The 23992-nt window shown below is 70.0% G+C and carries 20 protein-coding genes and 4 pseudogenes; 18 read left to right on the plus strand and 6 right to left on the minus strand.

Annotated features, from left to right (window positions below; genetic code table 11):
• Positions 1 to 74 precede the first annotated feature (74 nt).
• From HJ588_RS12165 to HJ588_RS20210, 8 genes and pseudogenes are all read left to right on the plus strand, one after another.
• Complete coding sequence (locus tag HJ588_RS12165) at positions 75 to 1055, plus strand: ribose-phosphate diphosphokinase (protein ID WP_171155930.1); 981 nt, start codon at positions 75 to 77, stop codon at positions 1053 to 1055.
• A gap of 13 nt (positions 1056 to 1068) precedes the next feature.
• Positions 1069 to 2400 carry a TrkH family potassium uptake protein gene (locus HJ588_RS12170; protein ID WP_171155932.1) on the plus strand — a complete coding sequence of 444 codons (1332 nt, stop codon included), beginning with the start codon at positions 1069 to 1071 and terminating at the stop codon, positions 2398 to 2400.
• A pseudogene (locus tag HJ588_RS12175) lies at positions 2390 to 3075 on the plus strand (potassium channel family protein). The gene HJ588_RS12170 and the pseudogene HJ588_RS12175 overlap by 11 nt, the downstream one beginning before the upstream one ends.
• 207 nt (positions 3076 to 3282) lie before the next feature.
• Positions 3283 to 3579, plus strand: a complete 297-nt coding sequence (groES, locus tag HJ588_RS12180) for a co-chaperone GroES (protein WP_171155934.1) — start codon at positions 3283 to 3285, stop codon at positions 3577 to 3579.
• Positions 3580 to 3679: 100 nt separating this feature from the next.
• Positions 3680 to 5290: a chaperonin GroEL gene (groL, locus tag HJ588_RS12185; protein WP_171155936.1), complete on the plus strand. Its 1611-nt coding sequence runs from the start codon at positions 3680 to 3682 to the stop codon at positions 5288 to 5290.
• A 237-nt stretch (positions 5291 to 5527) separates the two neighbouring features.
• Complete coding sequence (locus HJ588_RS20200; RefSeq protein WP_425483550.1) at positions 5528 to 5905, plus strand: sigma factor; 378 nt, start codon at positions 5528 to 5530, stop codon at positions 5903 to 5905.
• Between the two features lie 21 nt (positions 5906 to 5926).
• Positions 5927 to 6199, plus strand: a complete 273-nt coding sequence (locus HJ588_RS20205) for a sigma-70 family RNA polymerase sigma factor (RefSeq protein WP_425483551.1) — start codon at positions 5927 to 5929, stop codon at positions 6197 to 6199.
• Positions 6196 to 6321 (plus strand): annotated as a pseudogene (locus HJ588_RS20210) (anti-sigma-D factor RsdA); the annotation flags it as partial. The gene HJ588_RS20205 and the pseudogene HJ588_RS20210, both read left to right, overlap by 4 nt.
• Before the next feature lie 32 nt (positions 6322 to 6353).
• On the opposite strand, the gene HJ588_RS19485 reads toward HJ588_RS20210, so the two are convergent.
• Entirely contained in the window at positions 6354 to 7082 is a 729-nt protein-coding gene (locus HJ588_RS19485) for a hypothetical protein (protein WP_246242419.1), read from the minus strand.
• A gap of 58 nt (positions 7083 to 7140) precedes the next feature.
• Here HJ588_RS19485 and guaB point away from each other — a divergent pair, with 58 nt between their 5' ends.
• Together guaB and HJ588_RS12205 are read left to right on the plus strand one after the other, a co-directional pair.
• Positions 7141 to 8676: an IMP dehydrogenase gene (gene guaB / locus HJ588_RS12200; RefSeq protein ID WP_171155941.1), complete on the plus strand. Its 1536-nt coding sequence runs from the start codon at positions 7141 to 7143 to the stop codon at positions 8674 to 8676.
• An 85-nt stretch (positions 8677 to 8761) separates the two neighbouring features.
• Complete coding sequence (locus tag HJ588_RS12205; RefSeq protein WP_171155943.1) at positions 8762 to 9151, plus strand: thiol-disulfide oxidoreductase DCC family protein; 390 nt, start codon at positions 8762 to 8764, stop codon at positions 9149 to 9151.
• Here the strand turns inward: HJ588_RS12205 and HJ588_RS12210 are convergent.
• A complete protein-coding gene (locus HJ588_RS12210; protein ID WP_425483552.1) occupies positions 9148 to 11160 on the minus strand; it encodes an OPT family oligopeptide transporter in 2013 nt (670 codons plus the stop codon). The two genes, HJ588_RS12205 and HJ588_RS12210, sit on opposite strands and share 4 nt — an antisense overlap.
• Before the next feature lie 66 nt (positions 11161 to 11226).
• Between HJ588_RS12210 and HJ588_RS12215 the strand changes: the two genes are divergently transcribed.
• A complete protein-coding gene (locus HJ588_RS12215) occupies positions 11227 to 12393 on the plus strand; it encodes a lanthionine synthetase LanC family protein (RefSeq protein WP_171155948.1) in 1167 nt (388 codons plus the stop codon).
• A gap of 10 nt (positions 12394 to 12403) precedes the next feature.
• Here HJ588_RS12215 and HJ588_RS12220 read toward each other — a convergent pair whose 3' ends face one another.
• The 4 genes and pseudogenes from HJ588_RS12220 to HJ588_RS20045 form a co-directional block, all read right to left on the minus strand.
• Positions 12404 to 13609 (minus strand): phosphodiester glycosidase family protein, encoded by a 1206-nt coding sequence (locus tag HJ588_RS12220; RefSeq protein ID WP_171155950.1) that lies wholly within the window; start codon positions 13607 to 13609, stop codon positions 12404 to 12406.
• A 74-nt stretch (positions 13610 to 13683) separates the two neighbouring features.
• Entirely contained in the window at positions 13684 to 14028 is a 345-nt protein-coding gene (locus HJ588_RS20035) for an AMP-binding enzyme (RefSeq protein ID WP_343036755.1), read from the minus strand.
• 120 nt (positions 14029 to 14148) lie between these two features.
• Positions 14149 to 14424: pseudogene (locus HJ588_RS20040) on the minus strand (hypothetical protein); the annotation flags it as partial.
• Positions 14361 to 15209: pseudogene (locus tag HJ588_RS20045) on the minus strand (AMP-binding protein); the annotation flags it as partial. The pseudogenes HJ588_RS20045 and HJ588_RS20040, both read right to left, overlap by 64 nt.
• 91 nt (positions 15210 to 15300) lie before the next feature.
• Here HJ588_RS20045 and HJ588_RS12230 point away from each other — a divergent pair.
• From HJ588_RS12230 to HJ588_RS12260, 7 genes are all read left to right on the plus strand, one after another.
• The gene (locus tag HJ588_RS12230) at positions 15301 to 16422 is read left to right on the plus strand and encodes a GuaB3 family IMP dehydrogenase-related protein (RefSeq protein WP_171155953.1); all 1122 of its coding nucleotides are present in this window, start codon (positions 15301 to 15303) and stop codon (positions 16420 to 16422) included.
• Positions 16423 to 16512: 90 nt separating this feature from the next.
• Entirely contained in the window at positions 16513 to 18141 is a 1629-nt protein-coding gene (locus HJ588_RS12235) for a succinic semialdehyde dehydrogenase (RefSeq protein WP_171155955.1), read from the plus strand.
• Positions 18138 to 19871 (plus strand): GMC family oxidoreductase N-terminal domain-containing protein, encoded by a 1734-nt coding sequence (locus HJ588_RS12240; protein WP_171155957.1) that lies wholly within the window; start codon positions 18138 to 18140, stop codon positions 19869 to 19871. Before HJ588_RS12235 ends, HJ588_RS12240 begins: the two co-directional genes overlap by 4 nt.
• Before the next feature lie 173 nt (positions 19872 to 20044).
• A complete protein-coding gene (locus HJ588_RS12245) occupies positions 20045 to 20833 on the plus strand; it encodes an SURF1 family cytochrome oxidase biogenesis protein (protein ID WP_171155960.1) in 789 nt (262 codons plus the stop codon).
• Positions 20826 to 21209 (plus strand): DUF3817 domain-containing protein, encoded by a 384-nt coding sequence (locus HJ588_RS12250; protein WP_171155962.1) that lies wholly within the window; start codon positions 20826 to 20828, stop codon positions 21207 to 21209. Before HJ588_RS12245 ends, HJ588_RS12250 begins: the two co-directional genes overlap by 8 nt.
• A 233-nt stretch (positions 21210 to 21442) precedes the next feature.
• Positions 21443 to 23020 (plus strand): glutamine-hydrolyzing GMP synthase, encoded by a 1578-nt coding sequence (gene guaA, locus HJ588_RS12255; protein WP_171155965.1) that lies wholly within the window; start codon positions 21443 to 21445, stop codon positions 23018 to 23020.
• Between the two features lie 68 nt (positions 23021 to 23088).
• Entirely contained in the window at positions 23089 to 23976 is an 888-nt protein-coding gene (locus HJ588_RS12260) for a phosphatase PAP2 family protein (RefSeq protein WP_171155967.1), read from the plus strand.
• Positions 23977 to 23992 lie beyond the last annotated feature (16 nt).

Raw genomic sequence — 23992 nt, forward strand, 5'->3', positions numbered from 1 at the left:
GCGACCGGCGAGCTACGCTGCACACACCGCACTAGGGTGCGGATTGCCGCCGAAACCCACCCGAGGAGTACCTCGTGCGCGAGATCGTCGTGTTCTCCGGCTCCGCCCACCCTGCGCTCGCCGACCGCATCTGCGGTCACCTCGGTGTGCCGCGCTCGCGGGTGGACATCCAGCGGTTCAGCAACGACTGCCTGCAGGCGCAGCTGCTCGCCAACTGCCGGCAGCGCGACGTCTACCTGATCCAGCCGCTGGTCCCGCCGACGCAGGACAACCTGATGGAGCTGCTGCTGATGATCGACGCCGCACGCGGTGCCTCGGCGGCACAGATCACGCCGGTGATCCCCTATTTCGCCTACGCCCGCTCCGACAAGAAGGACGCCTCGCGCATCTCGATCGGTGGCCGGCTGGTGGCCGACATGCTGGCGACCGCGGGCGCCGACCGGGTCATCACGATGGCATTGCACGCCCCGCAGGTGCACGGCTTCTTCTCCACCCCGGTCGATCATCTGACCGCCATCGGCGTGCTCGCCGAGCACTTCCGGGTGCAGGATCTGTCCAACGCCGTCGTGGTGTCTCCGGACTTCGGAAACGCAAAGACCGCAACGCAATTCGCCCGGCTGCTCGGTCTGCCGGTCGCGGCGGGATCGAAGAAGCGGCTGGCCGACGACAAGGTCGTGATCGACACAATCGTCGGTGATGTCGCGGGCAAGCGGGCGATCGTGCTCGACGACGAGATCGCCACCGGCGGCTCGGTGATCGAGCTGATGGATCGCCTCGCCGAGCAGGGCTGCACGTCGGCGGACGTCGCGTGCACGCACGGGCTCTTCGTCGGCCGCGCGGTCGAGCGCCTCTCGACCCACCCGCTGATCCGGGAGGTCGTCACGACCGACACGGTGCCGCCGCCGACGGACTGGCCGCAGTTGCAGGTGATGTCGGTGTCGTCGCTGTTCGCGCAGGCGATCGCCCGGATCCACGACGGTGAGTCGGTCAGCAGCCTCTTCAACGGGGTCGACCCGTCACACGCCCCGCCCGAGGCGACGCTCCCGCTCGGCTGATGATCTTCCCCGGATGACTTCCACCGCTTTCGGCCCGGCGCGTCTCGTCGTCAGCTTCTACCTGGTCGCGGTCACGATCGGCACCGCGTTGCTGATGCTGCCCGTCGCCAAGACTGGTCCCGGTGGCGCGGAGCTGTCGGTGGCGGTCTTCACCGCGACCAGCGCCACCTGCATCACCGGGATGTCGACCGTCGATGTCGCGACCTACTGGACCCCGCTCGGCCAGACGATCATCCTGGCGCTGGTGCAGGTCGGCGGACTCGGCATCGTCTCCATCACCACGCTGCTGATCCTCATGGTCCGCGGCCGGCTCGGACTGCAGGACACCCTTGCCGCACAGACGGATTCGCACGCCGCGACCACCGGCGAGGTGCGCCGGGTGCTGCTGCGGATCACCCGGTTCTTCTTCGTCTTCGAGGCGATCATCGCCACTTTCCTGACCATCCGCTTCCGCATCGGCTATGACGACAACTGGCCGGATGCGTTGTGGCACGGGGTGTTTCACGGCATCTCCTCGGTCAACAACGCCGGCTTCACCAACCTCCCGCAAGGTCTGCTGCCGCTCGTCGGCGACCTGTGGATCATCGGCCCGATGTGCGCCGCGGTGTTCGTCGGCGGGCTCGGCTACCCCGTCTGGTTCGGCCTGCGCCGGCAGTGGCGGACGCCGCGCAAGTGGACGGTGCACCTGCGACTGACGGTGTGGGGATCGTTGGTGTTGCTCGCGATCGGGCTGGTCACGTTTGCGGCGTTCGAGTGGACCAACCCGGGCACACTCGGCCGGCTCGACCTGTCGGACAAGCTGGTGGCCTCGCTCGCCGGCGGTGTTTTCCCGCGGACGGCCGGCTTCAACACCGTCGACTACGGGTTGATCCGGCCGGAGACGATGATGCTGCACTACGTGCTGATGTTCATCGGCGGCGGCAGCGCCGGCACCGCCGGCGGCATCAAGGTGACGACGTTCCTGGTGCTGGGCGCGGTCATCTGGTCCGAGGTGCGCGGGGAGCGGCAGGTGGTGGTCGGGCGTCGCGCCATACCGCTCACCGTGCAACGGCAGGCGCTGACGATCGCGCTGCTCGGGGTGGCGACGGTGATGCTCGGCGCGATCGCCGTCGTCACGCTCTCCGGGGAGACGTTGCAGCTGTCGCTGTTCGAGGTGATCTCGGCCTTCTCGACCACGGGCCTGTCGGCCAATCTGACCGCCGAGCTGCCGGTTTCGGCCCAAGTGGTGCTGATCGCGTTGATGTTCCTCGGCCGGGTCGGCACCATCACGGTGGCGTCGGCGTTGGCGATGCGTCGGACCCGACGCCGTTACGAACTTCCCGAGGAGCGCCCCATTGTCGGCTGATCGCACCCGCAAGACCCCGTCGCAGCGCAGTGCGCTGGTGGTCGGCCTCGGCCGGTTCGGTGCCGCGGTCGCGCAGTCGCTGGTCCACGAGGACTGGGAGGTGCTGGCGGTCGACGAGTCGATGGACCTGGTGCAGAAGTATGCCGACACGCTCACCCAGACCGCGCGCGTCGACTCCACCGACCCCGAGGCGCTGGTGCAGCTCGGCGCGGCCGACTTCGAGCGAGCCGTCGTCGGCATCGGCAGCGACATGGAGGCGAGCGTCCTCACCGTCGTCAACCTCGTCGACCTCGGCGTCGAGGAGATCTGGGCGAAGGCGGTCACCCCGCAGCACGCCCGCATCCTGGAGCGCATCGGCGCGCACCACGTCGTCTTCCCCGAGCGGGCGATGGGGGAGCGCGTCGCACACATGGTGACCGGATCGCTCGAGGACTACATCGAGTTCGACGACGACTTCGCGATCGCCCGCACGCTCGCCCCGCGCTCGCTCTGGGGCCGGTCGCTCACCGAGTCGGCGCTGCGCACCAAACTCGACATCACCGTGGTCGGGTGAAGCGCCCGGGCACCGACTTCACCTATGCGCGCCCGGAGACGGTCATCGTCGAGGGCGACGAACTCGTGGTCTGCGGGCGCACGCACACGCTGGAGAAGTTCGCCCAGCAGAGCGAGCGCTGAGCGGCGACGAAAATTGGCACTCGAGTTGCGCGAGTGCTAATCACCGCATAGATTCGGCTCTGGCACTCTTCCTGGGACAGTGCCAGCCTGGAGCCGAGGCCGGCCCCCGCGACGGCGGCCTTGGACACGTTCACTCCCGGCGGCACTGCACCAGGGTCCGCATCCGCGGCCTGCGCCACGCAGGCCCCAGCACAGGAAGGTCCCACCGTGTCGGTGAACATCAAGCCGCTCGAAGACCGCATCGTCGTCAAGTCCGTCGAGGCCGAGCAGACCACCGCGTCCGGCCTGGTCATCCCGGACACCGCCAAGGAGAAGCCGCAGGAGGGCGAGGTCCTGGCCATCGGCCCGGGTCGCGTCGACGACAACGGCCAGCGCGTCCCGCTCGACGTCGCCGTCGGCGACAAGGTCATCTACTCCAAGTACGGCGGCACCGAGGTGAAGTACGGCGGCGAGGAGCTGCTCATCCTCTCGGCCCGCGACGTGCTCGCCGTGGTGACGAAGTAAGACTCACAGATTTTCGTATGACGACGAGGCCCCGGCTCGCGCTCGAGACTGAGCCGGGCCGGGGCATCGTCATACCTCTGGAATTTACGAAAGGTCAGTAATGGCAAAGGAACTGGAGTTCAACGACGCCGCGCGCAAGTCGCTTGAGCGAGGCGTCGACGCACTCGCCAACGCGGTGAAGGTGACGCTCGGCCCCAAGGGTCGCAATGTCGTCATCGACAAGAAGTGGGGCGCCCCGACCATCACCAACGACGGTGTCACCATCGCGCGTGAGGTCGAGCTGGAAGACCCGTACGAGAACCTCGGCGCGCAGCTCGCCAAGGAGGTCGCGACCAAGACCAACGACATCGCGGGTGACGGCACCACGACCGCGACGGTCCTCGCCCAGGCGATGGTCCGCGAGGGTCTGCGCAACGTCGCGGCCGGCGCCGGTCCGGCCGCGCTGAAGCGCGGCATCGATCAGGCCGTCGACACCGTGAGCGAGCGGCTGCTGAAGAACGCCCGCGAGCTCGAGGGCAAGGACGAGATCGCCCAGGTCGCCGCGCTCTCCGCGCAGGACGAGACGATCGGCAAGCTGATCGCCGAGGCGTTCGACAAGGTCGGCAAGGACGGCGTCATCACCGTCGAGGAGTCCTCCACCGCGGAGACCGCGCTGGAGTTCACCGAGGGCATGCAGTTCGACAAGGGTTACATCTCGCCCTACTTCGTCACCGACACCGAGCGCATGGAGGCCGTCCTGGAGGACGCCTACGTGCTGATCAACCAGGGCAAGATCTCCGCCATCGCCGACCTGCTGCCGGTGCTGGAGAAGGTCGTGCAGACCGGCAAGCCGCTGCTGATCATCGCCGAGGACATCGACGGCGAGGCGCTGTCGACCCTGGTGGTCAACAAGATTCGCGGCACGTTCAACGTGTGCGCGGTGAAGGCGCCGGGCTTCGGTGACCGCCGCAAGGCCATGCTGCAGGACATCGCGATCCTCACCGGCGGTCAGGTCATCGCCGAAGAGGTCGGTCTCAAGCTCGACCAGGTCGACCTCGACCTGCTGGGCCAGACTCGTCGCGCGGTCGTCACCAAGGACACCACCACGCTGGTGGACGGCCAGGGTGACGCCGAGCAGGTCAGCGGGCGCGTCAAGGAGCTCAAGGCCGAGATCGAGCGCACCGACTCCGACTGGGACCGCGAGAAGCTGCAGGAGCGCCTCGCCAAGCTCGCAGGCGGCGTCTGTGTCATCCAGGTCGGCGCGCACACCGAGGTGGAGCTGAAGGAGAAGAAGCACCGCATCGAGGACGCCATCTCCGCGACCCGTGCGGCCATCGAGGAGGGCATCGTCGCCGGCGGTGGCTCGGCGCTGGTGCACGCCGCCGAGGCGCTCGACGGCCTCACGCTGAAGGGCGACGAGGCCACCGGTGCGGCACTGATCGGCAAGGCGGTCGTCGAGCCGCTGCGCTGGATCGCCGAGAACGCCGGCCTCGAGGGCTACGTCGCGGTCTCCCGCGTCAAGGAGCTGAAGCCGGGCGAGGGCCTCAACGCCGCCACCGGTGAGTACGGCGACCTGATCAAGCAGGGCGTCATCGACCCGGTCAAGGTCACCCGCTCCGCGCTGCGCAACGCCGCGTCGATCGCGTCAATGGTGCTGACCACCGACACGCTCGTGGTCGACAAGCCGGAAGAGGAAGAGCCGGCCGCGGCCGGTCACGGCCACGGCCACTGACGCACGACGGGTCACCGACCCACGACGGGTCGGTCACCGGCGCGGGAACGCCCGGGCAGCAGCCGCTGTCCGGGCGTTCCCCTGCGTCCGACGGCGCACGACGACGTGCAGTGACGTGCGACAAAGTCGCGTGCCGCGGCGCCCGCCTGCCGCGGATTGACCTGGGTGGGGGCGGCGGCCTTAATCTACGAAGGAGAAGGCTCCGGCCCGGCTCGGGCGTGAGTGACGGAGAACGATGTGACCTCGGGGATCTGGCAGACGAGCGCCGACCAGGACGACCTGGCCGCCGGCGTCGATGCTGCGCGCGTAACGATTCCGCCCCGTTCTGCGATGTCACAGGCGGAGACGCAGGATCCACTGCGTGTTCTCGCCGCAGCGGCCCGTGATGGCGACGAGGCGGCGACCGACCAACTGATGGCGGCTGTGCACCAGCTCGCGGAGCGTTACGCCCGCGGCAAACTCGGGCGTTTTCCGGCCGCCGTCGATGCCGCGGCGGACGCGGCGCAGGAGGTGTGCGTGGCGGTGCTGACGGCCCTGCCGCGGTATGCCGACCGCGGCGCCCCCTTCGAGGCGTTCGTCTACCGCATCGCCGCGAACAAGGTGGCCGACGTGTAGCGCGGCGTCATACGCCGTCCCGTGCCCACCGACGAGGTGCCCGACGCGGTCGACGAAGCCCCCGGCCCCGAGGACCTCGCCCTCTCCGGCGAGCGGTCCGGCCGGGTGTGGGCGCTGCTCGACCGGTTGTCGCCGCAGCACCGCGAGATCCTCACGCTGCGGGTCGCGGTCGGCCTCTCCGCCGAGGAGACCGCCGACGCACTGCAGATGTCGGCCGGCGCCGTGCGCGTCGCGCAGCACCGTGCGCTCGCCCGGTTGCGCACGCTGCTGGAGAAGTCGGGGGACGACCTGTGAGCCCTCCCTCGATCGGAGACATCCGGCGGGACGACGAACTCCTCGACGCACTCGGTGCCCGGCGTGAAGTCTCCTCCGGCGACGAGGTCGCCGCACTCCTCGGCGACTGGGTCGCGCAGGTGGACGCCCCGCCCCGCGCCAAGCGCGGCGGCCGTTACGCCCGGGCCCGGCGCGGCTCTGCCCGCATCGGGGTCACCGCCGCGGTCGTCGTCGGCGCACTCTCGATGTCAGGTATGGCGGCAGCCGTCACCGGAGTGCCGGGCATCTCCCGGGTTGCGCAGAACTTCGGCCTGGCCGGCCGCAGTGCGCCCACCGCGATCGCCGACGGACCCGCCGGGCACCCGGCCGGGACGTCGCAGCCCGACCCCGCCGTGACCGGCACCGAGCAGCCGTCCGCGCCGCCGACCGTGCGGTCGACCACCGCGGTCTCGGCCAGGTCGTCGGCCTCGACGCCGGCCGACAGGACCACCGGCCGGGTGATGCCCGGCACGCCCGAACCCTCGATGGGCGTCTGGGTGCCGAGCCCGACCCGTATCGTCCGCGGCGGTCCGGTGCTGTCGCCGACGGCGACCGCGCCGGCCACGTCGCCGACCTCGTTGCCCGCGAGCACCAGCAGCCCCAGTGCGACGTCGAGTTCGTCCATGTCGCCGTCGTCCTCGTCGTCGAGCTCGAGCAGCCCGAGCAGCTCGAGCAGCCACACGCCGCGAGCGTCACGGAGTGCGACCAGCACGTCGCAGGAGTATTTCGGGCCGACCTCGTCGCCGCGCGGTTCCGCCAGGGGGCACGCCCGGACCCCGCTCGTCACGGGTCCGACCTCGGCCTCCAGCTCCGATGCGACGCCCACGTCGACGTCGGGTTCCAGCGCGGAGAGCAGCTCGTCCACCAGCGGCGACTGAGAGGCGTGGCACGCATCACTCAGCGACGCCTCTTACACTTTTGCAATGGCGCTCGAGCAGTCCCCGAATCCGGCCCACTCCTTCGACGTTCCGAGCAAGTTCGGTCAGCTCGGCCTCACCTATGACGACGTCCTGCTGTTGCCCGGCGAGACCGACGTCATCCCCAGCGAGGTCGACACCACCTCGCGGTTGACCCGCGAGATCAACCTCCGCGTGCCGCTCGTGTCGGCCGCGATGGACACCGTCACCGAGTCACGCATGGCGATCGCGATGGCCCGGCAGGGCGGCATCGGTGTGCTGCACCGCAACCTGTCGATCGCCGACCAGGCCGAGCAGGTCGACCTGGTCAAGCGCACCCAGACCGGCATCATCTCCAACCCGGTCACGATCGGCCCGGATGCGACCCTGGAGGAGCTCGACGAGACGTGCGGTCGCTACCGTGTGTCCGGCCTGCCCGTGGTCGACGTCGGGGGCCACCTGATCGGCATCATCACCAACCGCGACCTGCGCTTCACCCCGGTCGCCGAGTGGGCGTCGACCAAGGTCAGCGAGGTGATGACCGCCTCGCCGCTGGTGACCGGCCCGGTCGGCATCAGCCGCGACGACGCGACTGCCCTGCTGCGCCAGCACAAGCGGGAGCGCCTGCCGCTCGTGGACGACGACGGCAAGCTCGCCGGGCTCATCACCGTCAAGGACTTCGTGAAGTCCGAGCAATTCCCTTACGCCTCAAAGGATTCCGACGGCCGACTGCTCGTCGCCGCCGCCATCGGTTACTTCGGTGACGCATGGGAGCGGGCCACCACGTTGGTCGAGGCCGGCGTGGACGTGCTTGTGCCCGACGTCGCCAATGGTCACGCCCGGCTGATGCTCGACATGATCCGCAAGCTGAAGTCCGACCCCGCGACCAAGCACGTGCAGATCATCGGCGGCAACGTCGCGACCCGAGAGGGTGCCGCCGCCCTCGTCGACGCCGGTGTGGACGCGGTCAAGGTCGGCGTCGGACCGGGGTCGATCTGCACCACCCGCGTGGTCGCGGGTGTCGGCGTGCCGCAGGTGACCGCGATCTACGAGGCAGCGCAGGCGTGCCGACCCGCCGGCGTGCCCGTCATTGGTGACGGCGGCCTGCAATATTCCGGCGACATCGCCAAAGCCCTTGTGGCAGGCGCGGATTCGGTGATGCTCGGCTCCCTCCTCGCCGGCTGTGAGGAGTCACCCGGCGACCTGGTGCTGGTCAACGGCAAGCAGTTCAAGGCCTACCGCGGCATGGGATCGCTCGGCGCGATGGCCTCCCGCGGCAAGAAGTCCTTCTCCAAGGACCGCTACTTCCAGGCCGATGTCTCCAGCGACGACGAACTCGTCCCCGAGGGCATCGAGGGCCGGGTGCCCTACCGTGGCCCGCTCGGGGCGGTCATCCACCAGCTCGTCGGCGGCCTCCACCAGTCGATGTTCTACGTCGGAGCCAACACCGTCCCCGAGCTGCAGGACCGTGGGCGCTTCGTGCGCATCACCACCGCCGGCCTGAAGGAGTCGCACCCGCACGACGTCCAGGGCATTGTCGAGGCGCCGAACTACTCGTCGTGATTCGGCTCCTCCTCAACTCCTCGCCTCGTGACCCGGCCACGCTCGCGACACTTGAGCATCGGTGCGCGCCCTGCACACTGGGGGTATGACGGTGCCCGCGATCCTGGTGTTCGACGGTGACTGCGGCTTCTGCACCCGCAGCGCCGAGGTCGCCGAACGCATTGCGCGTGGCAGGTTCACCGTTGTGCCGTGGCAGCGGCTCGATCTCGACGCGCTCGGGCTGACGCCGCAGGAGTGCGAGGAGGCGGTGCAGTTCGTGCGGGGGAGCGGCTCCCGTCATACGCACGTGTCGGGGCACCGCGCGGTCGCGGCGGCGCTGCGGGAGGCCGGAGTGCCCTGGTCGGTGGTGGGCCGGGTGCTCACCGCGCCCGGGCTCGACGCGGTGGCGGCGCGGGTCTACCGGTGGGCGGCCGCGCACCGCCACCAACTGCCTGGCGGCACCCCGGCGTGCGCGCTCCCGCCCGGCCCGCGCTAGCCGTCCTTGGCCGCCGAGCGCCGGGTGGTCTGGTAGAGCACCGCGAGCAGCACGACGAACACCGCCATACCGATCCACTCCGACGCGTTCGCGAAGCTGTCGCCGACGACTGCGAGCGGTGCGTCGTTGCCGGTCGCGGCGATCAGGGCCGCGATGAGCACGCCCATGATGCTGTCGCCGACGATCAGACCGGTGGCCATCAGCACCCCGAGTCGGCGTCCGTGCTCCGGGTCGCGCCGGCCGCGCATCCACCGGTTGTAGACGACACCGAGGATCGCACCGATCGGGATCAGCAGGGTGACCGACATCGGCAGGTAGAGACCCATCCCGACCGCGAGCGGCGGCAGGCTCATCCGGGTGGTGCTGCGGGTGAGGATCTCGTCGACCACGATGGCCGCGGCACCGATGGCCGCGCCGAGACCGATCAGGCCCCAGTCGAGGCTGCCGCCGAGCACCCCCTTGGCCAGTGAGGTCATCAGCGACGCCTGCGGTGCGGCGAGTGCGTCGCCGCCGGCACCGGGCGCACCCTGGAAACCGAAGGCGGAGTTGAGCAGGTCGAGCACCGGCGCGATCACGATCGCGCCGAAGACGACGCCGACGACCAGCGCGACCTGCTGCTTCCACGGGGTCGCGCCGACGAGCTGGCCGGTCTTCAGGTCCTGCAGGTTGTCGTTGGAGATCGTCGCGACACCGAAGACCACGGCGGTCACGAACAGCACGTAGGCGACCACCGAGGTGACGTGTTGCGGCGTGCCGCCGCGGCCGTAGACCGCCACCATCAGCAGCGAGGCGAGCAGCACCACGAGGATGCCGACGCCGGAGATCGGGCTGTTCGAGGAGCCGATCAGACCGGCCATGTAACCGCAGACCGCCGCGATTACGGCGCTGATGATCAGCACGAAGATCAGGCTGAGCAGGATGACGCCGAAGGTGCTGTGGAGCGTGGTGTCGGAGAGGAATGCCCACAGCAGCAGGCCGATCGGGATCAGCGCGGCGACGATGACGCCGCCGACCACGGTGATCGGCAGATCCTGCTCGACGAGCTCGACCTGCTGGCCGGAGCGGCGGTTGCGGGTGGAGGCGATGGCCTGCGCGATGCCGCGCACGATCGGGCCGATGATCTTCAGCAGCGTCCAGATCGCGGCGACCGCGATCGCGCCCGCGCCGACGAAGCGGACCTCGGTGCTGAAGGTGTTCGACACGATGTCCTCGAGCGCCCCGCCGCCGAGGTGACCCGAGGTCTTCATCGGCACCAGCACGCCCCAGGAGATGACCAGGCCGACCAGCATCGCGATGGCGACCGTGAGACCGACCAGGTGACCGACACCGATCAGCGCCAGCGACAGGCTCGCGCTGATCGCGGTGCCGCCGTTGCCGACCCGGAACGCTGTCGACACCTCACTGCTGACCAGCTTCGTTGCCGCGAGTATGGCGAACCCGGCCGCTGCCACCGCACCCTTCACGATCGCCCACAGGCCCTGCCGGTTGCGCTCGGGGTCGGTGTCCTCGCCGCTGCCGACCTTCAGCACCTCGGCCGCGGCGACCCCCTCCGGGTAGGGGAGGTCGGAGTTGGTGACGAGGGCGCGGCGCAGCGGCACCGAATACATCACGCCGAGGATGCCGCCGACGATGCACAAGGCGAGCGTCGTCCAGTAGTGGAAGCCGCTCCACCAGCCGATGATGACCAGACCGGGCAGCACGAAGATGATCGCGCTCAGCGTGCCGGCCGCAGACGCGATGGTCTGCACGATGTTGTTCTCCTGGATGGTGCTGTTGCCGATGCGGTGCAGCAACGCCATCGAGATGACCGCGGCCGGGATCGCCGTGGCGAACGTGATGCCGACCTTGAGGCCCAGGTAGACGTTGGCCGCGGTGAACACCAGCGTGATGACACCACCCAGGATCACTCCGCGGATGGTGAGTTCGCGCGGTCCCGCGGTGGGTCGGACCGAGGTCTGGGCCATAGGGGTGGTGCTCGCTTTCAAAGGTCCGAGGTGAGGACGACCCATCGACGGTACTAGGGCGCCGGAGCGACGCCGCACCAGGTGCGCGTGTCGTCCGGTTACGGTCAGAGAGTGCCCGCACCCCGATCCGAGGACCTTGCCCGAGCGGCTGCCGATTGGCTGGTGGCGCACCCCGGCGACGCCGACGATCCGTCGCTCTACCACGGGCGGGCGGGAGTGGCGATCGCGTTGCGGGAGGCGGCGGCGCACTTCGGCGACGGGAGGTATGAGGCAGCGGCGCTGCGGGTCGGTGCGACGCTCGCCGACGAGGTCGACGCCGTGGAGGACAGCTCCCTCTACTTCGGGTTGACCGGTATGGCGGTGGCCCTTCACGCCCTCGGTGACGACGCGTCGGCGCACCGCGCCCTCGCCCGTGTGCGCGAGCGCTTCGACGGGCTGCGCTGGAACGACATGTTCGAACTCCTGGTGGGCAACGCCGGGATCGCGCTCGGGGCGCTGCAGGTGGGCGACCTCGCGCTCGCCGAACTCGCGGTCGCGCCATACCTCGAAACCGCGGACCCGACCGCACACGGCGTCAATTGGGCGGTCCGGCCGTCCCCGCCGCGGTCGCACCACGTCGCTCACGGGACGCTCGGCATCGTGCTGGCGCTGGCGCGAGTCGGAACGGCGACCGGCCGGGACGACCTGGTGGAGCTGGCGCTGGCCGGAGCCGCCGACGTGGTGGGCCGCGACGAGGCCGGACCACGCGGCTTCCTCGTGCCGCACTCCGATCCGCCGCACCGGCCGGACATCATCGAGCGCTACAGCTACGGATGGTGCAACGGCCCGGCGGGCGACGCACACGTCTTCCGGTTTCTCGGGCAGGTCACCGGCGACCCGTCCTGGCCGGCGCTCGCCGGTCGCTGCTGGGTGACCGTCACCGAGTCCGGTCTGCCGGATCGGGTCCGGCCCGGCTTCTGGGACAACAACGGTCGCTGCTGCGGGACGGCCGGAGTGCTCGCGCTGGCATGCGACCGACTCGTCGAGCTCGACGACGACCCGCGCTTCGCGGACCGCCTGGTCGCCGATCTCCGGGCCCGGGCGACGCTCGACCGCACCGGCGCCCGCTGGTCCAACCACGAGCACCGCAGCACCCCGAGCGAATTGGCACCACAGCCGGGATGGGCGATGGGCAACGCGGGCATCCTGCGAGAACTGTTGCGGTACATACGGATTCGCACTGGTCGCGGCCCGGTCGGGTATGCCGTCGACTGGCCGGACCACCCGGCCGCCCGGTGACGTCGCAGGTTCACCGCACCCAGACGAGCGCGTCCCCAACCAGGCGTTGGGCGTTGCCTGCGCCGCTTGGGGTGTTGAGCGGCCCGGATGCGGTGGCGAGCGTGGTCGAGCCGCCGCCGTCCAGGTTGACCGCGTCGACCAGGCCGAGCGACGTGGCGACCGCGGCCGATTCGTCGATCGTGGTGCCGACGCTACTTGCCATCCGCCCGTCGATCGTGACCAGGGCGATCTTGCCGTCCGCGGTGTGGCCGAAGATCGTGCGCGGGTTGCGGGCGAAGAAGCTGCCGGTGCCCGGAGGAGCCACCACCTCGCCGTCCGCGGTGAGACGGTAGCGCCCGTTGACACCGAAGGTCTTCCTGGTCAACGCGATGCGCTTGCCGAACGCGTCGGTCAGCGACTGGCTGAAGCTCAGGCAGGAGGTCGCGCCGGCCACCGTCTGCAGGGTCGTGGCGTCCGCGCCGGTTGCCTGCACGGCGGTCTGCCCGGGCGCGAGCGCGGTGCCACGGGTGGTCCAGTTGGTGCGGACCGTGCACCCGCGCTTGTCGAGCACCACCTCGGCGCCCGGCCCTGAGGGGGTCTGCGCCCCGAATTCCGTTGTGATCCAGTCGGTTTCCCCGGTTGCTGCCGGCGGGTGATCGACGGCGTCCAGGTCGAGCACGCCGCCGGTGCGGGTGTTGACCGCCCTGCCGGACCACTGCGTCCTGCCGAAGAGCATCCTGCCGGTCTGACCGTCGAAGACGACGTCCTGTTCGGCCGGGTCGGTGGTGGGTTCGGACAGCAGCTTGCCGCCATACAGTCCGAGGCCGACCGGGTCGCCCGGGTAGTCCTTGCTGGCGGTGAAGGTGAAGAACGAGGCGTTCGTGCCGACCAGGCCACCTGCGAAACCGACGAGATCAGAGACGGTTTCGGCGCGTGCGAGGTCAGGGCCATAGGTCGCCTCGAGTCGCCCCTTCGCCTTCGCCGGGTCGATCAGCACCTCGTTGACCACCCACGGCCCCTGATCGGTGGTGTTGATCTCGTCGGGGGAGGCGGGCGTCGTGCCGCGCACGATGCGGGTGCGGGTGATCCCCGCTGCCAGCGTCGTGGTCGTGCGGGTCTCGGACAGATTCGCGGCGCCGAGCGGCAGGTGTTCGGACGCGGCGTGTGAGGTCGGCACGGCGATCGCGAGACCGAGCGCGGTGACGACGGTGGCGGCATACAGACGGCGACGGGTCATGAGATCGACGCTGCCGCAGGCGCGACACCGCGCGGGCAATCGCCGGGTGAACGGTGCGGGAAGAATCCCGTGCCTCAGGGCGCCGGGTCGCGCAGCTGGCGCTTGAGGATCTTGCCGGAGGCGTTGCGCGGGAGGTCGTCGACGAAGTCGATGCGCTTGGGCACCTTGAACGCCGCGAGCTGCGAGCGTGCGTGGTCGATCAGCGCGTCCGGGGTCACCGGCTCCTTGGCGACGACGAAGGCGGTGACCGCTTCACCCCACTTGTCGTCGGGGGCCCCGACGACGGCGACCTCGGCGACCGCGGGATGGGTGTAGAGCGCGTCCTCGACCTCCCGGGACGCCACGAGCACCCCGCCGGTGTTGATCACGTCCTTGATGCGGTCGACCACGAACACGTAGCCGGCGGCGTCGCGGCGCACCAGGTCGCCGGAATGGAACCAGCCGCCGGCGAACGCGGCCGCCGACTCCTCGGGTTTGTCCCAGTAGCCGTCGCACAGTTGGGGTGAGCGGTAGACGATCTCGCCCTGTTCGCCGGGCGGCACGTCGTTGCCCTCGGTGTCGACGACGCGGGCTTCGACGAACAGCACCGGACGCCCGGCGCTGTCCGGACGATCCGCATGCTCCTCGGGGCGCAAAACCGTTGCGAGCGGCCCGATTTCGGATTGTCCGAAGCAGTTGTAGAACCCGAGGTCGGTGCCTTCGCCTGCAGCCGCTGCAGCACGGGGACGGGCATGATCGACGCGCCGTAATAGGCCTTCCGCAGCCTGCCGAGGCCCAGCTTCTCGAAGTCCGGGTGGTTGGCCAGGGCCACCCACAGCGTCGGGGCGGCGAAGAACGACCGGTGTCCGTCGTCGGACAGCCGGTGCAGGATGTCGGTCGGATCCGGCTTCTCCACGATCGTGCTGCTGCTGCCGACCATCAGCCCGGGCAGCACGAAGACGTGCATCTGCGCCGAGTGGTAGAGCGGCATGACGTGCAGCGCCTCGTCGTCCTCGGCGAAGTCGAGCGCGGTGACGCAGCTGACGTATTCGCTGACCAGCGCGCGGTGCGTCATCACCGCGCCCTTCGGCGCCGAGGTGGTGCCGGACGTGTAGAGCAATTGCACCACGGTGTCGTCGCTGGACCCCGAAAATACCTGTGGTGTCTGCGGATCCGCCGCTCCGGCGAGCGCGACCTGCAGCAGCGAGCCGTCACCACGCAGCGGCACGACCACCTGCGGCGCGTGCTCCACGTCGGCCAGCCGGTCCCGCAACGCCGGATCCACCAGGACCGCGCTGCTGCCCGACTGGCTGAGCAGATAGTCGAGTTCGCGTGCGACCAGGCCGGAGTTGATCGGCACGTGCACCAGGCCCGCGCGCGAGCAGGCGAGGAAGCCCACGACATACAGATCCGAGTTGAGGCCGTATGACGCAACCCGCGATCCCGGCTCCAGCCCGAGACTCAGCAGGTGCGCCGCCGCCGCGTCGACCGCCCGGTCGAGCTTGACGTAACTCCACGTCCGGTCCTCGAAGCGCAGAGCGACCCGCTCGCCGAAGCGGCTCGCGGATCGGCGGAGCACGTCGTCGACGGTGTTGCCGCGGGCGCTCTCCAGGTTGTCCATGCCTCACCTCACCACGACCGGTGGCGTGGTGTCCGCAGTTGCCGCAGAGTCCAGTTCGATATGGCGCCGGATCGCTGGATAACCTTGCGCGGTGACTGAGATCGAGATCGGCCGAGGCAAGCGCGGCCGCCGCGCATACTCCTTCGACGACATCGCGATCGTGCCCTCGCGGCGCACCCGCGACCCCGAGGAGGTCTCGGTCGGCTGGCAGATCGACGCCTACCACTTCGACCTGCCGGTGGTGGCAGCGCCGATGGACTCGGTGATGAGCCCGCAGTCGGCGATCGAGCTGGGCAAGCTCGGCGGCCTGCCGGTGCTCGACCTCGAGGGCTTGTGGACCCGCTACGAAAACCCGGAGCCGTTGCTGCGTGAGATCGCCGGCCTCGACCCGGCCGACGCCACCGCGCGCATGCAGGAGATCTATCAGGAGCCCATCCGCCCTGACCTGATCACGTTGCGGCTCAAGGAGATTCGCGATGCTGGTGTCACCGTCGCCGGCGCGCTCTCACCGCAGCGCACCCAGGAGCACTGGAAGACCGTCGTCGACGCGGGCGTCGACCTCTTCGTCATCCGTGGCACCACGGTGTCGGCCGAGCACGTCAGCGGGCGCGCCGAGCCACTCAACCTCAAGCGCTTCATCTACGAGCTCGACGTGCCGGTCATCGTCGGCGGCGTCGCGACCTACACCGCCGCGCTGCACCTGATGCGCACCGGCGCGGCCGGCGTCCTCGTCGGCTTCGGCGGGGGAGCGGCGCACACGACCCGTCGAACCCTCGGCATCCACGCGCCGATGGCGTCCGCCGTCGCCGACGTCGCCGCCGCGCGCCGGGACTACATGGACGAGACCGGCGGCCGCTACGTGCACGTGATCGCCGACGGCGGCATGGGCTTCTCCGGCGACATCGTCAAGGCCTTCGCCTGCGGCGCCGACGCCGTCATGCTCGGCGCCGCGCTGGCCCGCTCCAGCGACGCGCCCGGCGGAGGCTTCCACTGGGGCTCCGAAGCCCACCATGGCGACCTGCCGCGCGGCGAGCGCGTCGAGGTGCGCACGGTCGGCACCCTCCCAGAGATCCTCACCGGGCCCGGTCAGGGCGCCGACGGCACCACCAACCTGATCGGGGCACTGCGCCGGGCGATGGCCACCACCGGCTACTCCGAGCTGAAGGAGTTCCAGCGGGTCGAGGTCGTCGTCGCGCCCTACCAGCGCAGTTGACGCCGCAAGTCGAGCCCTCCTCACGTGCCGAGACATCCTAAATTTCGGCCAACTCTCCACATGTGAGCGCGGTCACCTTACTCTGGAGTAATGACCGATCAGCTGCTTTCCGAGGACGCCCGCTCGACCAGCCAGCAGGAGCCGACGGCAAGCCCCCGGCCCAGTCCTGCCGACCACGCGATCGACCCGTTGCTCGCCACCCGGCTCGCCCGGCGGGCGTTGACCTCGGCCGACGCGCCGACGGTCGACAGCGTGACGCCGTTCACCGGCGGTCTGCTCGCCACCCTGCCGGGGTCGGCCGTCGGCGACGTCGACCGCGCCTATGAGATCGCCCGTGCCGCGCAGAAGGGCTGGGCGGCCCGCCCCGTCAAGGAGCGCGCCGCGGTCCTGCTGCGCTACCACGACCTGATCCTGCAGCACCAGGACGAGCTGCTCGACCTGATCCAGCTGGAGTCGGGCAAGACCCGCCGTCACGCCTTCGACGAGATCCTCGACGTCGCCGGCGTATGCCGCCACTACGCGCGCCGCGCCGAGCACTACCTCAAGCCGCGCCGCCACCTCGGCGCCATACCCGTGCTGACCCAGTCGGTCGAGCTGCACCAGCCGCGCGGCGTCGTCGGCGTCGTCGGTCCCTGGAACTACCCGCTGTCGATGTCGATCACCGACGCGCTGCCCGCGCTGCTCGCCGGCAACGCGGTCGTCCTGCGACCCGACGAGAAGGCCTCGCTCACCGCTCTGCGCGCGATCGAGCTGCTCGACCAGGCCGGTCTGCCGGAGGGTCTGCTGCCGGTCGTGCTCGGCGCCGGCCGCACCATCGGCGAGGCCGTGCTCGACCGGGCCGACTACGTGATGTACACCGGCTCGACCGCCACCGGCCGCATCGTCGCCGAGCGTGCCGCGGCCCGGCTCGTCGGCGCCTCCCTCGAGCTCGGCGGCAAGAACGCCATGTATGTCGCCGAGGACGCCAACCTGCGCCTCGCCGCGGAATGCGCTGTGCGCTCGTGCTTCTCGTCCGCCGGCCAGCTGTGCATCTCGATCGAGCGCCTGCTGCTGCACGAGAAGATCGCCGACAAATTCCTCAAACTCTTCCTGGCCAAGGTGGAGAAGATGAAGCTCGGCGCCGACCTCGCCTACGGCAACGACATGGGCTCGCTGATCTCGCAGGCACAGCTCGACAAGGTGACCGAGCACGTCGAGGACGCCCGGGCCAAGGGAGCGAAGGTGCTGGCCGGTGGGCATGCCCGCCCGGAGCTCGGCCCCTACTTCTACGAGCCCACCGTGCTCGAAGGCGTCACCGAGGCGATGGACTGCCGGCGCGGCGAGACCTTCGGCCCGGTCGTCGCGGTCTACCGGGTCGCGGACGACGCCGAGGCGGTCGCGGCCGCCAACGACACCAACTACGGACTCAACGCCTCGGTGTGGACCCGCGACGTCAAGCGCGGCCGCCGGGTCGCCGAGCAGATCCGCTGCGGCACCGTGAACGTCAACGAGGGATTCGTGGCCGCCTGGGGCAGCAACGGTTCGCCGATGGGCGGCATGGGGGAGTCCGGCCTCGGCCGGCGGCACGGCTCGGAGGGCATCCTGAAATACACCGAGTCGCAGAACGTCACCGTGCAGCACGGGCCGGCGTTCGTCGTACCGCCCGGAGTGTCGGAGAAGCTCTGGGCGAAGTCGATGAGCAGTGGCCTTAAGATGATGAAGGGATTCCGCATCTCATGACGACGACTTTCCACAACCCCGACACCACAACGGGATTCGACCACGACGTCGTCGTGATCGGGTCCGGGTTCGGCGGTGCGGTCTCCGCGCTCCGGCTCGCCGAGAAGGGGTATGCCGTCCACGTCTACGAATCAGGCCGTCGCTTCGAGGACCACGACTTCGCCAAGACGTCCTGGAACCTGCCCAAATACCTTTGGGCGCCGAAGCTGAAGTGCTTCGGGGTGCAGCGCTACCACCAGCTGCCCGGCGTGATGATCCTCGCCGGGGCCGGGGTCGGCGGCGGGTCGCTCAACTACGCCAACACGCTCTACAAGCCGCCGGCCGCGTTCTTCGAGGACCAGCAGTGGGGCCACATCACCGACTGGGACGCCGAGCTCAGCCCGCACTACGACGTCGCCCGCCGGATGCTCGGCGTGGTCGAGGAGAACCCGTGCGACGGCCCGGTCGAGAAGCTGATGAAGGAGGCCGCGAACCAGCTCGGCGTCGGCTCGACCTATCGCAAGACCCCCGCCGGGGTGTTCTTCGGCGAGTCCGGCAAGACCGTGGCAGACCCCTTCTTCGGCGGTGAGGGCCCGGAACGCACCGGCTGCACCGAGTGCGGCAACTGCATGGTCGGCTGCCGCGTCGGCGCCAAGAACACCCTGATGAAGAACTACCTGGCGCTGGCCGAGCAGCGCGGCGTGACCATCGAGCCGATGCGCACCGTGGTCGAACTCGAGCCGCTCGGCAGCGGATTCCGGGTCACCACCGAACGCACCGGCGCCTGGGTGGGCAAGGACCGGCGTACGGTCACCGCCGAGCAGGTCGTGGTCGCCGCCGGCACCTGGGGCACCCAGAACCTCCTGCACACGATGAAGGTCACCGGCCGGTTGCCCCACCTGTCCGACAAGCTCGGCGAGCTGACCCGCACCAACTCCGAGGAGCTCGGCGGGGCGGCGGCGGTCAAGGTGCCGCAGGGCGTCGACCTGACCAAAGGGGTGGCGATCACCACGTCGTTCCACATCGATGAGCGCACCCACATCGAGAACGTCCGCTACGGCAAGGGCTCGGACCTGATGGGCCTGCTCTCGACCTTCCTGGTCAACGGCGACAAGGGCATCATCGGCCGCACCGGGGAGCTGCTCGGGCAGATGATCAAGGCCCCGGTGAAGGCCGCGCAGGCGCTCGGGCCGCACTGGAGCGAACGCACCATCATCGCGCTCGTCATGCAGAGCATCGACAACTCGATCACGGTCAAGCCGCGACGCCGCTTCGGTCGCATCGGGCTGACGACCGCGCCGGGTTATGGCGAGCAGAACCCGCGCTGGATCCCCGCCGGACACAAGGCAATTCGGGCGATCGCCGACCAGCTGTCGAAGGTCGGCAAGGTCGATGTGATCGCCGGCGGGTGCTGGCCGGAGTTCTTCGGTATGCCGATGACCGCGCACTTCCTCGGCGGCGTCGCCATCTCCGACACCCCCGACAAGGGCGTCATCGACCCCTACCACCGGGTGTGGAACTACCCGCAACTGCACGTGGTCGACGGATCCGCGGTCTCGGCCAACCTCGGGGTGAACCCGTCGCTCACCATCACCGCGCAGGCCGAACGCGCCATCTCGATGTGGCCCGCCAAGGGCGCCTCCGACGAGCGCCCGCAGCAGGGCGAGGGCTACCAGCGCCTCGCCGCACCGGCCGCGCGCGTGCCCGGGGTCGAGCTCGGTATGCCGCAGGTCCCGGCGACGGTGGCGTAGCTGGGCGGGCTGGGCGGGCTGGTCTCGATACGGCCTCGCCTAGCGGCTCGGCCTACTCGACCAGCATCAGTGGCGGTCTAGTCGCCTAGCGGCTCGGCCTACTCGACCAGCATCAGTGGCGGCCTACTCGACCAGCGACAGTGGCTTCGGGGCCGGGACGTATCCTGAGCCACGTGCTCCGATCCGCGTTCCGGCCCCGCATGCTGGGGCTGCTTGCGCTCGCCGTGGTGCTGGTCACGGCGTTTGTGATCGCCGGATTCTGGCAGTGGGGCGTCGCCCAGCAGCGCGGCAGCAAGTCGATGAGCGACGCGGAGAACCGTCCGGTCGTCGCGCTCAACACCGTGCTGCGGCCCCAGCAGGAGTTCCCCCGCGACGGCTCGCTCCAGCCGGTGCGCCTCACCGGCCGCTACGACCCGGCCCACCAGGTGCTGGTCAGCGGCCGCACCCTCGGAGCGCAGGACGGCTTCTGGGTCGTCACCCCGGTGGTCGTCGACGGCACCGGGGCCCGCATCCCGGTGGTCCGCGGCTTCGCCGCCAGCCCGTCGGACGCCGGCAAACCGAGCACCGCGAGGGTGACCGTCACCGGCGCGCTCGCGCCCGGCGAATCCCCGTCGGAGACCGGCACCCCACCCGGGCAGCTCAGCAGCGTCGACCTCGCGTCGATGCTGTCCCAGTGGGGCGGCAACATCTACAACGGTTTCGTCTTCCTCACCGGCGAGCAGCCGGCGATGAAAACCACTGGGGTGCAAGCCTTCCCACCACCCAAGCCCGGCAGCACCGGACTCAACCTGGTCAACGCCGGTTATGCGCTGCAGTGGTGGACCTTCGCGGTCTTCGCGATCTTCATCTACTTGCGCGAACTGCGCGACGAGGCGCACCCCGAACGCCGGGCCGCCAGGAAGACCACGCAGAATCACCCTGCAAGCGCCGACCAGAGCACACCCGAAGGAAGCCATGTCTGACACCGCCACCCTCACCACCGACGCCGGCGAACTGCGGGCCGGTGACGACCTGCGCAAGGTCGAGGGTGCGCTGAAGTTCTTCCGGATCATGGCCGTCATCGCCGGTGTCGCACTGCTGATCCTCTGCGTCGAGCTGATCCTGCGCTACGGCTTCGACAACATGGCGCTCGCCTGGTGGTCGCCGATCCACGGTCTGCTCTTCATGGTGTTCATGGCCTCGGTCTTCAACCTCGGCAGCAAACTGCGCTGGTCGGCGATCCGCATCGTCGGCTACATCTGCACCGCGTTCGTGCCGATCCTGTCGTTCTGGCTGGAGCGCAAGGTCAACACCGGCGTCGAGCAGCTGATCGCGCAGGCGGAGACCCGCGGGCGCTGATCTCGATACGCGGCTCGTTCCTCGCCGCTACTCGATCAGCGGGGGGAGCGGCTCGTTCCTCGCCGCTACTCGATCAGCGGGGGCGCGGCTCGTTCCTCGCCGCTACTCGATCAGCAGGGGGAGCGGCTCGTTCCTCGCCGCTACTCGATCAGCAGGGGGAGCGGCTCGTTCCTCGCCGCTACTCGATCAGCAGGGGGAGCGGCTCGATCAGCGGGCGCCGATAGACTGCGCGGGTGACAGCCCCGCTCACCGAAAAGCCCGTCCTGGTCGTCGACTTCGGCGCGCAATATGCCCAACTGATCGCCCGGCGCGTGCGGGAGGCGCAGCTCTACAGCGAGGTCGTGCCGCACACCATGCCGGCCGCCGAGATGCTCGCCAAGGACCCGGCCGCGATAGTGCTGTCCGGCGGTCCCTCCTCGGTGTATGACGAGGGCGCCCCCGAGCTCGACGCCACCCTGCTCGAGGCCGGTGTCCCGGTCTTCGGCATCTGTTACGGCTTCCAGTCGATGGTGCGCGCCCTCGGCGGCACGGTCGAGCACACCGGGCTGCGCGAATACGGCGCGACCCAGGCCGAGATCGGCGACACCACGTCGACGCTGTTCAACGGCCAGCCCACCGAGCAGTCGGTGTGGATGAGCCACGGCGACTCCGCCTCGGCCGCCCCCGACGGCGTCAAGGTCACCGCCACCACCCCCGGTGCGGCGGTCGCCGCGATCGAGGACGACGAGCGCCGCCTCTACGGCGTGCAGTGGCACCCCGAGGTGATGCACTCCACCTTCGGGCAGCGGGTGCTCGAGAACTTCCTGCTGCGCGGCGCCGGTCTGGCCGCCGACTGGACGCCCAAGGCGATGGTCGAGGAGCTCGTCGAGCAGGTGCGCGAGCAGGTCGGCGACGACCGGGCCCTCTGCGCGCTGTCCGGCGGCGTCGACTCCTCGGTCGCCGCAGCGCTGGTGCAGCGAGCGATCGGCGACCAGCTCACCTGCGTCTTCGTCGACCACGGCCTGCTGCGCGAGGGCGAGGCCGAGCAGGTCAAGCAGGACTTCGTCGACGCCACCGGCGTCGACCTGGTGGTCGTCGACGCCTCCGCACAGTTCCTCGGCGCGCTCGCCGGCGTCAGCGACCCGGAGGAGAAGCGCAAGATCATCGGGCGGGAGTTCATCCGCGTCTTCGAGCAGGCCGCGCGCGACATCGTGCTGGACCGTGGGGATGAGGAACACCCGGTGAAGTTCCTCGTGCAGGGCACGCTCTACCCGGACGTGGTCGAGTCCGGCGGTGGCACCGGCGCCGCCAACATCAAGTCCCACCACAACGTCGGCGGTCTGCCGGACGACCTGCAGTTCAGCCTGATCGAGCCGCTGCGGCTGCTCTTCAAGGACGAGGTGCGTCAGGTCGGACTCGAGCTCGGGGTGCCCGAGCAGATCGTCCACCGCCAGCCGTTCCCCGGACCCGGCCTCGGCATCCGCGTTGTCGGCGAGGTGACCAAGGAACGCCTCGACGTGCTCCGCGCCGCCGACCAGATCGCCCGCGAGGAGCTGTCCGCAGCCGGCCTCGACCGCGAGATCTGGCAGTGCCCGGTCGTGCTGCTCGCCGATGTCCGCTCGGTGGGGGTGCAGGGCGACGGACGCACCTACGGCCACCCGATCGTGCTGCGGCCGGTGTCGTCCGAGGACGCGATGACCGCCGACTGGACCCGCCTGCCCTATGACGTGCTCGCCCGCATCTCGGGCCGCATCACCAACGAGGTGCCGGAGGTCAACCGGGTCACCCTCGACGTCACGAGCAAACCGCCGGGCACCATCGAGTGGGAGTGAGTGCCGGACCCACCGGCACCCCACCGCACGGACAGCCTGCGCACAGGTCGCCGGGTCACGATCACCGGGTGAGCGCGCCCCCGGTCCCGCAGTTGCAGCAGACCCCTGCCCCCTCCGGCCACGAGTGGCCCACGCAGCCTCCCGCACCCCGGCCGCGCCGGCCCGCGGGACTGCCGCTCTGGGCGCACGGTTTGGCGATGGTCGTCCTCGCGGTCGCCGGCATGGCGATCGTCGTGCGCGTCGCCATCCACTCCACCCGCGGCTTCCACTACGACCAGCGGATGATGGAGTCGCTCACCGCGTCGCCGAGCGGCTGGGCGCGCATCCTCGACGTCCTCACCACGGTCACCGACGCCACGGTGGCGCTCTGCCTGATCGGCTGCGTCGTCGTCGCGCTGCTGCAGCGCCGCTGGTTGGTTGCGGTCGCCGCGGCCGTGCTCATCGCCGGCGCCAACCTCACCACCCAGGTGCTGAAGTATCAGGTGCTGCACTCCGTCGGAGGCAGCAACTCGCTGCCCAGCGGGCACACGACCGTCGGGCTGTCGCTCGCGCTCGCCGCGGTGATCGTCTCGCCATACCGCTGGCGGCCGATCGTGGTGCCCGGCGCCGCGCTCATCGCCACCTTCATCGGCGCCGGCACGGTCGCCGGTCACTGGCACCGTCCGGGCGACGTGCTCGCCGCCGGCATGGTCTGCCTCGGCTGGGCCGCGGTCGCCCTCCTCATCGCCGGTATGGCGGGGCGTCACGCACCGTCGCGGCCCGCCGTGCGAGGGCTGCCCGTCGCCGCGCTCGGTGGCGTGCTGCTCGCCGGGCTGATCTTCGTCGCGATCGGGGTGCGCCCGTCATACGGCATGGTCACGATGGCACCGGCCGTCGTCGCGCTCGGCCTGATCGGGGTCATGTGCGCGGTCGTGGTCGGCTGGGTCGCGGTCGTCGCCGACCGCCGGCTCGCCTGACACCGGCGCGTCGACG

Origin of the sequence: Flexivirga aerilata, assembly GCF_013002715.1 — a bacterium.
Taxonomy (GTDB): Bacteria; Actinomycetota; Actinomycetes; order Actinomycetales; family Dermatophilaceae; genus Flexivirga; species Flexivirga aerilata.

Excerpts from the sequence above, each read along its gene's own strand:
- HJ588_RS12170 (WP_171155932.1), top strand. The coding sequence starts at position 1,069 with ATGACTTCCACCGCTTTCGGCCCGGCGCGTCTCGTCGTCAGCTTCTAC.
- HJ588_RS12205 (WP_171155943.1), top strand. The coding sequence starts at position 8,762 with ATGACGGTGCCCGCGATCCTGGTGTTCGACGGTGACTGCGGCTTCTGC.
- HJ588_RS12250 (WP_171155962.1), top strand. The coding sequence starts at position 20,826 with ATGTCTGACACCGCCACCCTCACCACCGACGCCGGCGAACTGCGGGCC.
- HJ588_RS12235 (WP_171155955.1), top strand. The coding sequence starts at position 16,513 with ATGACCGATCAGCTGCTTTCCGAGGACGCCCGCTCGACCAGCCAGCAG.
- groL (WP_171155936.1), top strand. The coding sequence starts at position 3,680 with ATGGCAAAGGAACTGGAGTTCAACGACGCCGCGCGCAAGTCGCTTGAG.
- HJ588_RS12240 (WP_171155957.1), top strand. The coding sequence starts at position 18,138 with ATGACGACGACTTTCCACAACCCCGACACCACAACGGGATTCGACCAC.
- HJ588_RS12210 (WP_425483552.1), bottom strand. The coding sequence starts at position 11,160 with ATGGGTCGTCCTCACCTCGGACCTTTGAAAGCGAGCACCACCCCTATG.
- HJ588_RS12220 (WP_171155950.1), bottom strand. The coding sequence starts at position 13,609 with ATGACCCGTCGCCGTCTGTATGCCGCCACCGTCGTCACCGCGCTCGGT.
- guaB (WP_171155941.1), top strand. The coding sequence starts at position 7,141 with ATGGCGCTCGAGCAGTCCCCGAATCCGGCCCACTCCTTCGACGTTCCG.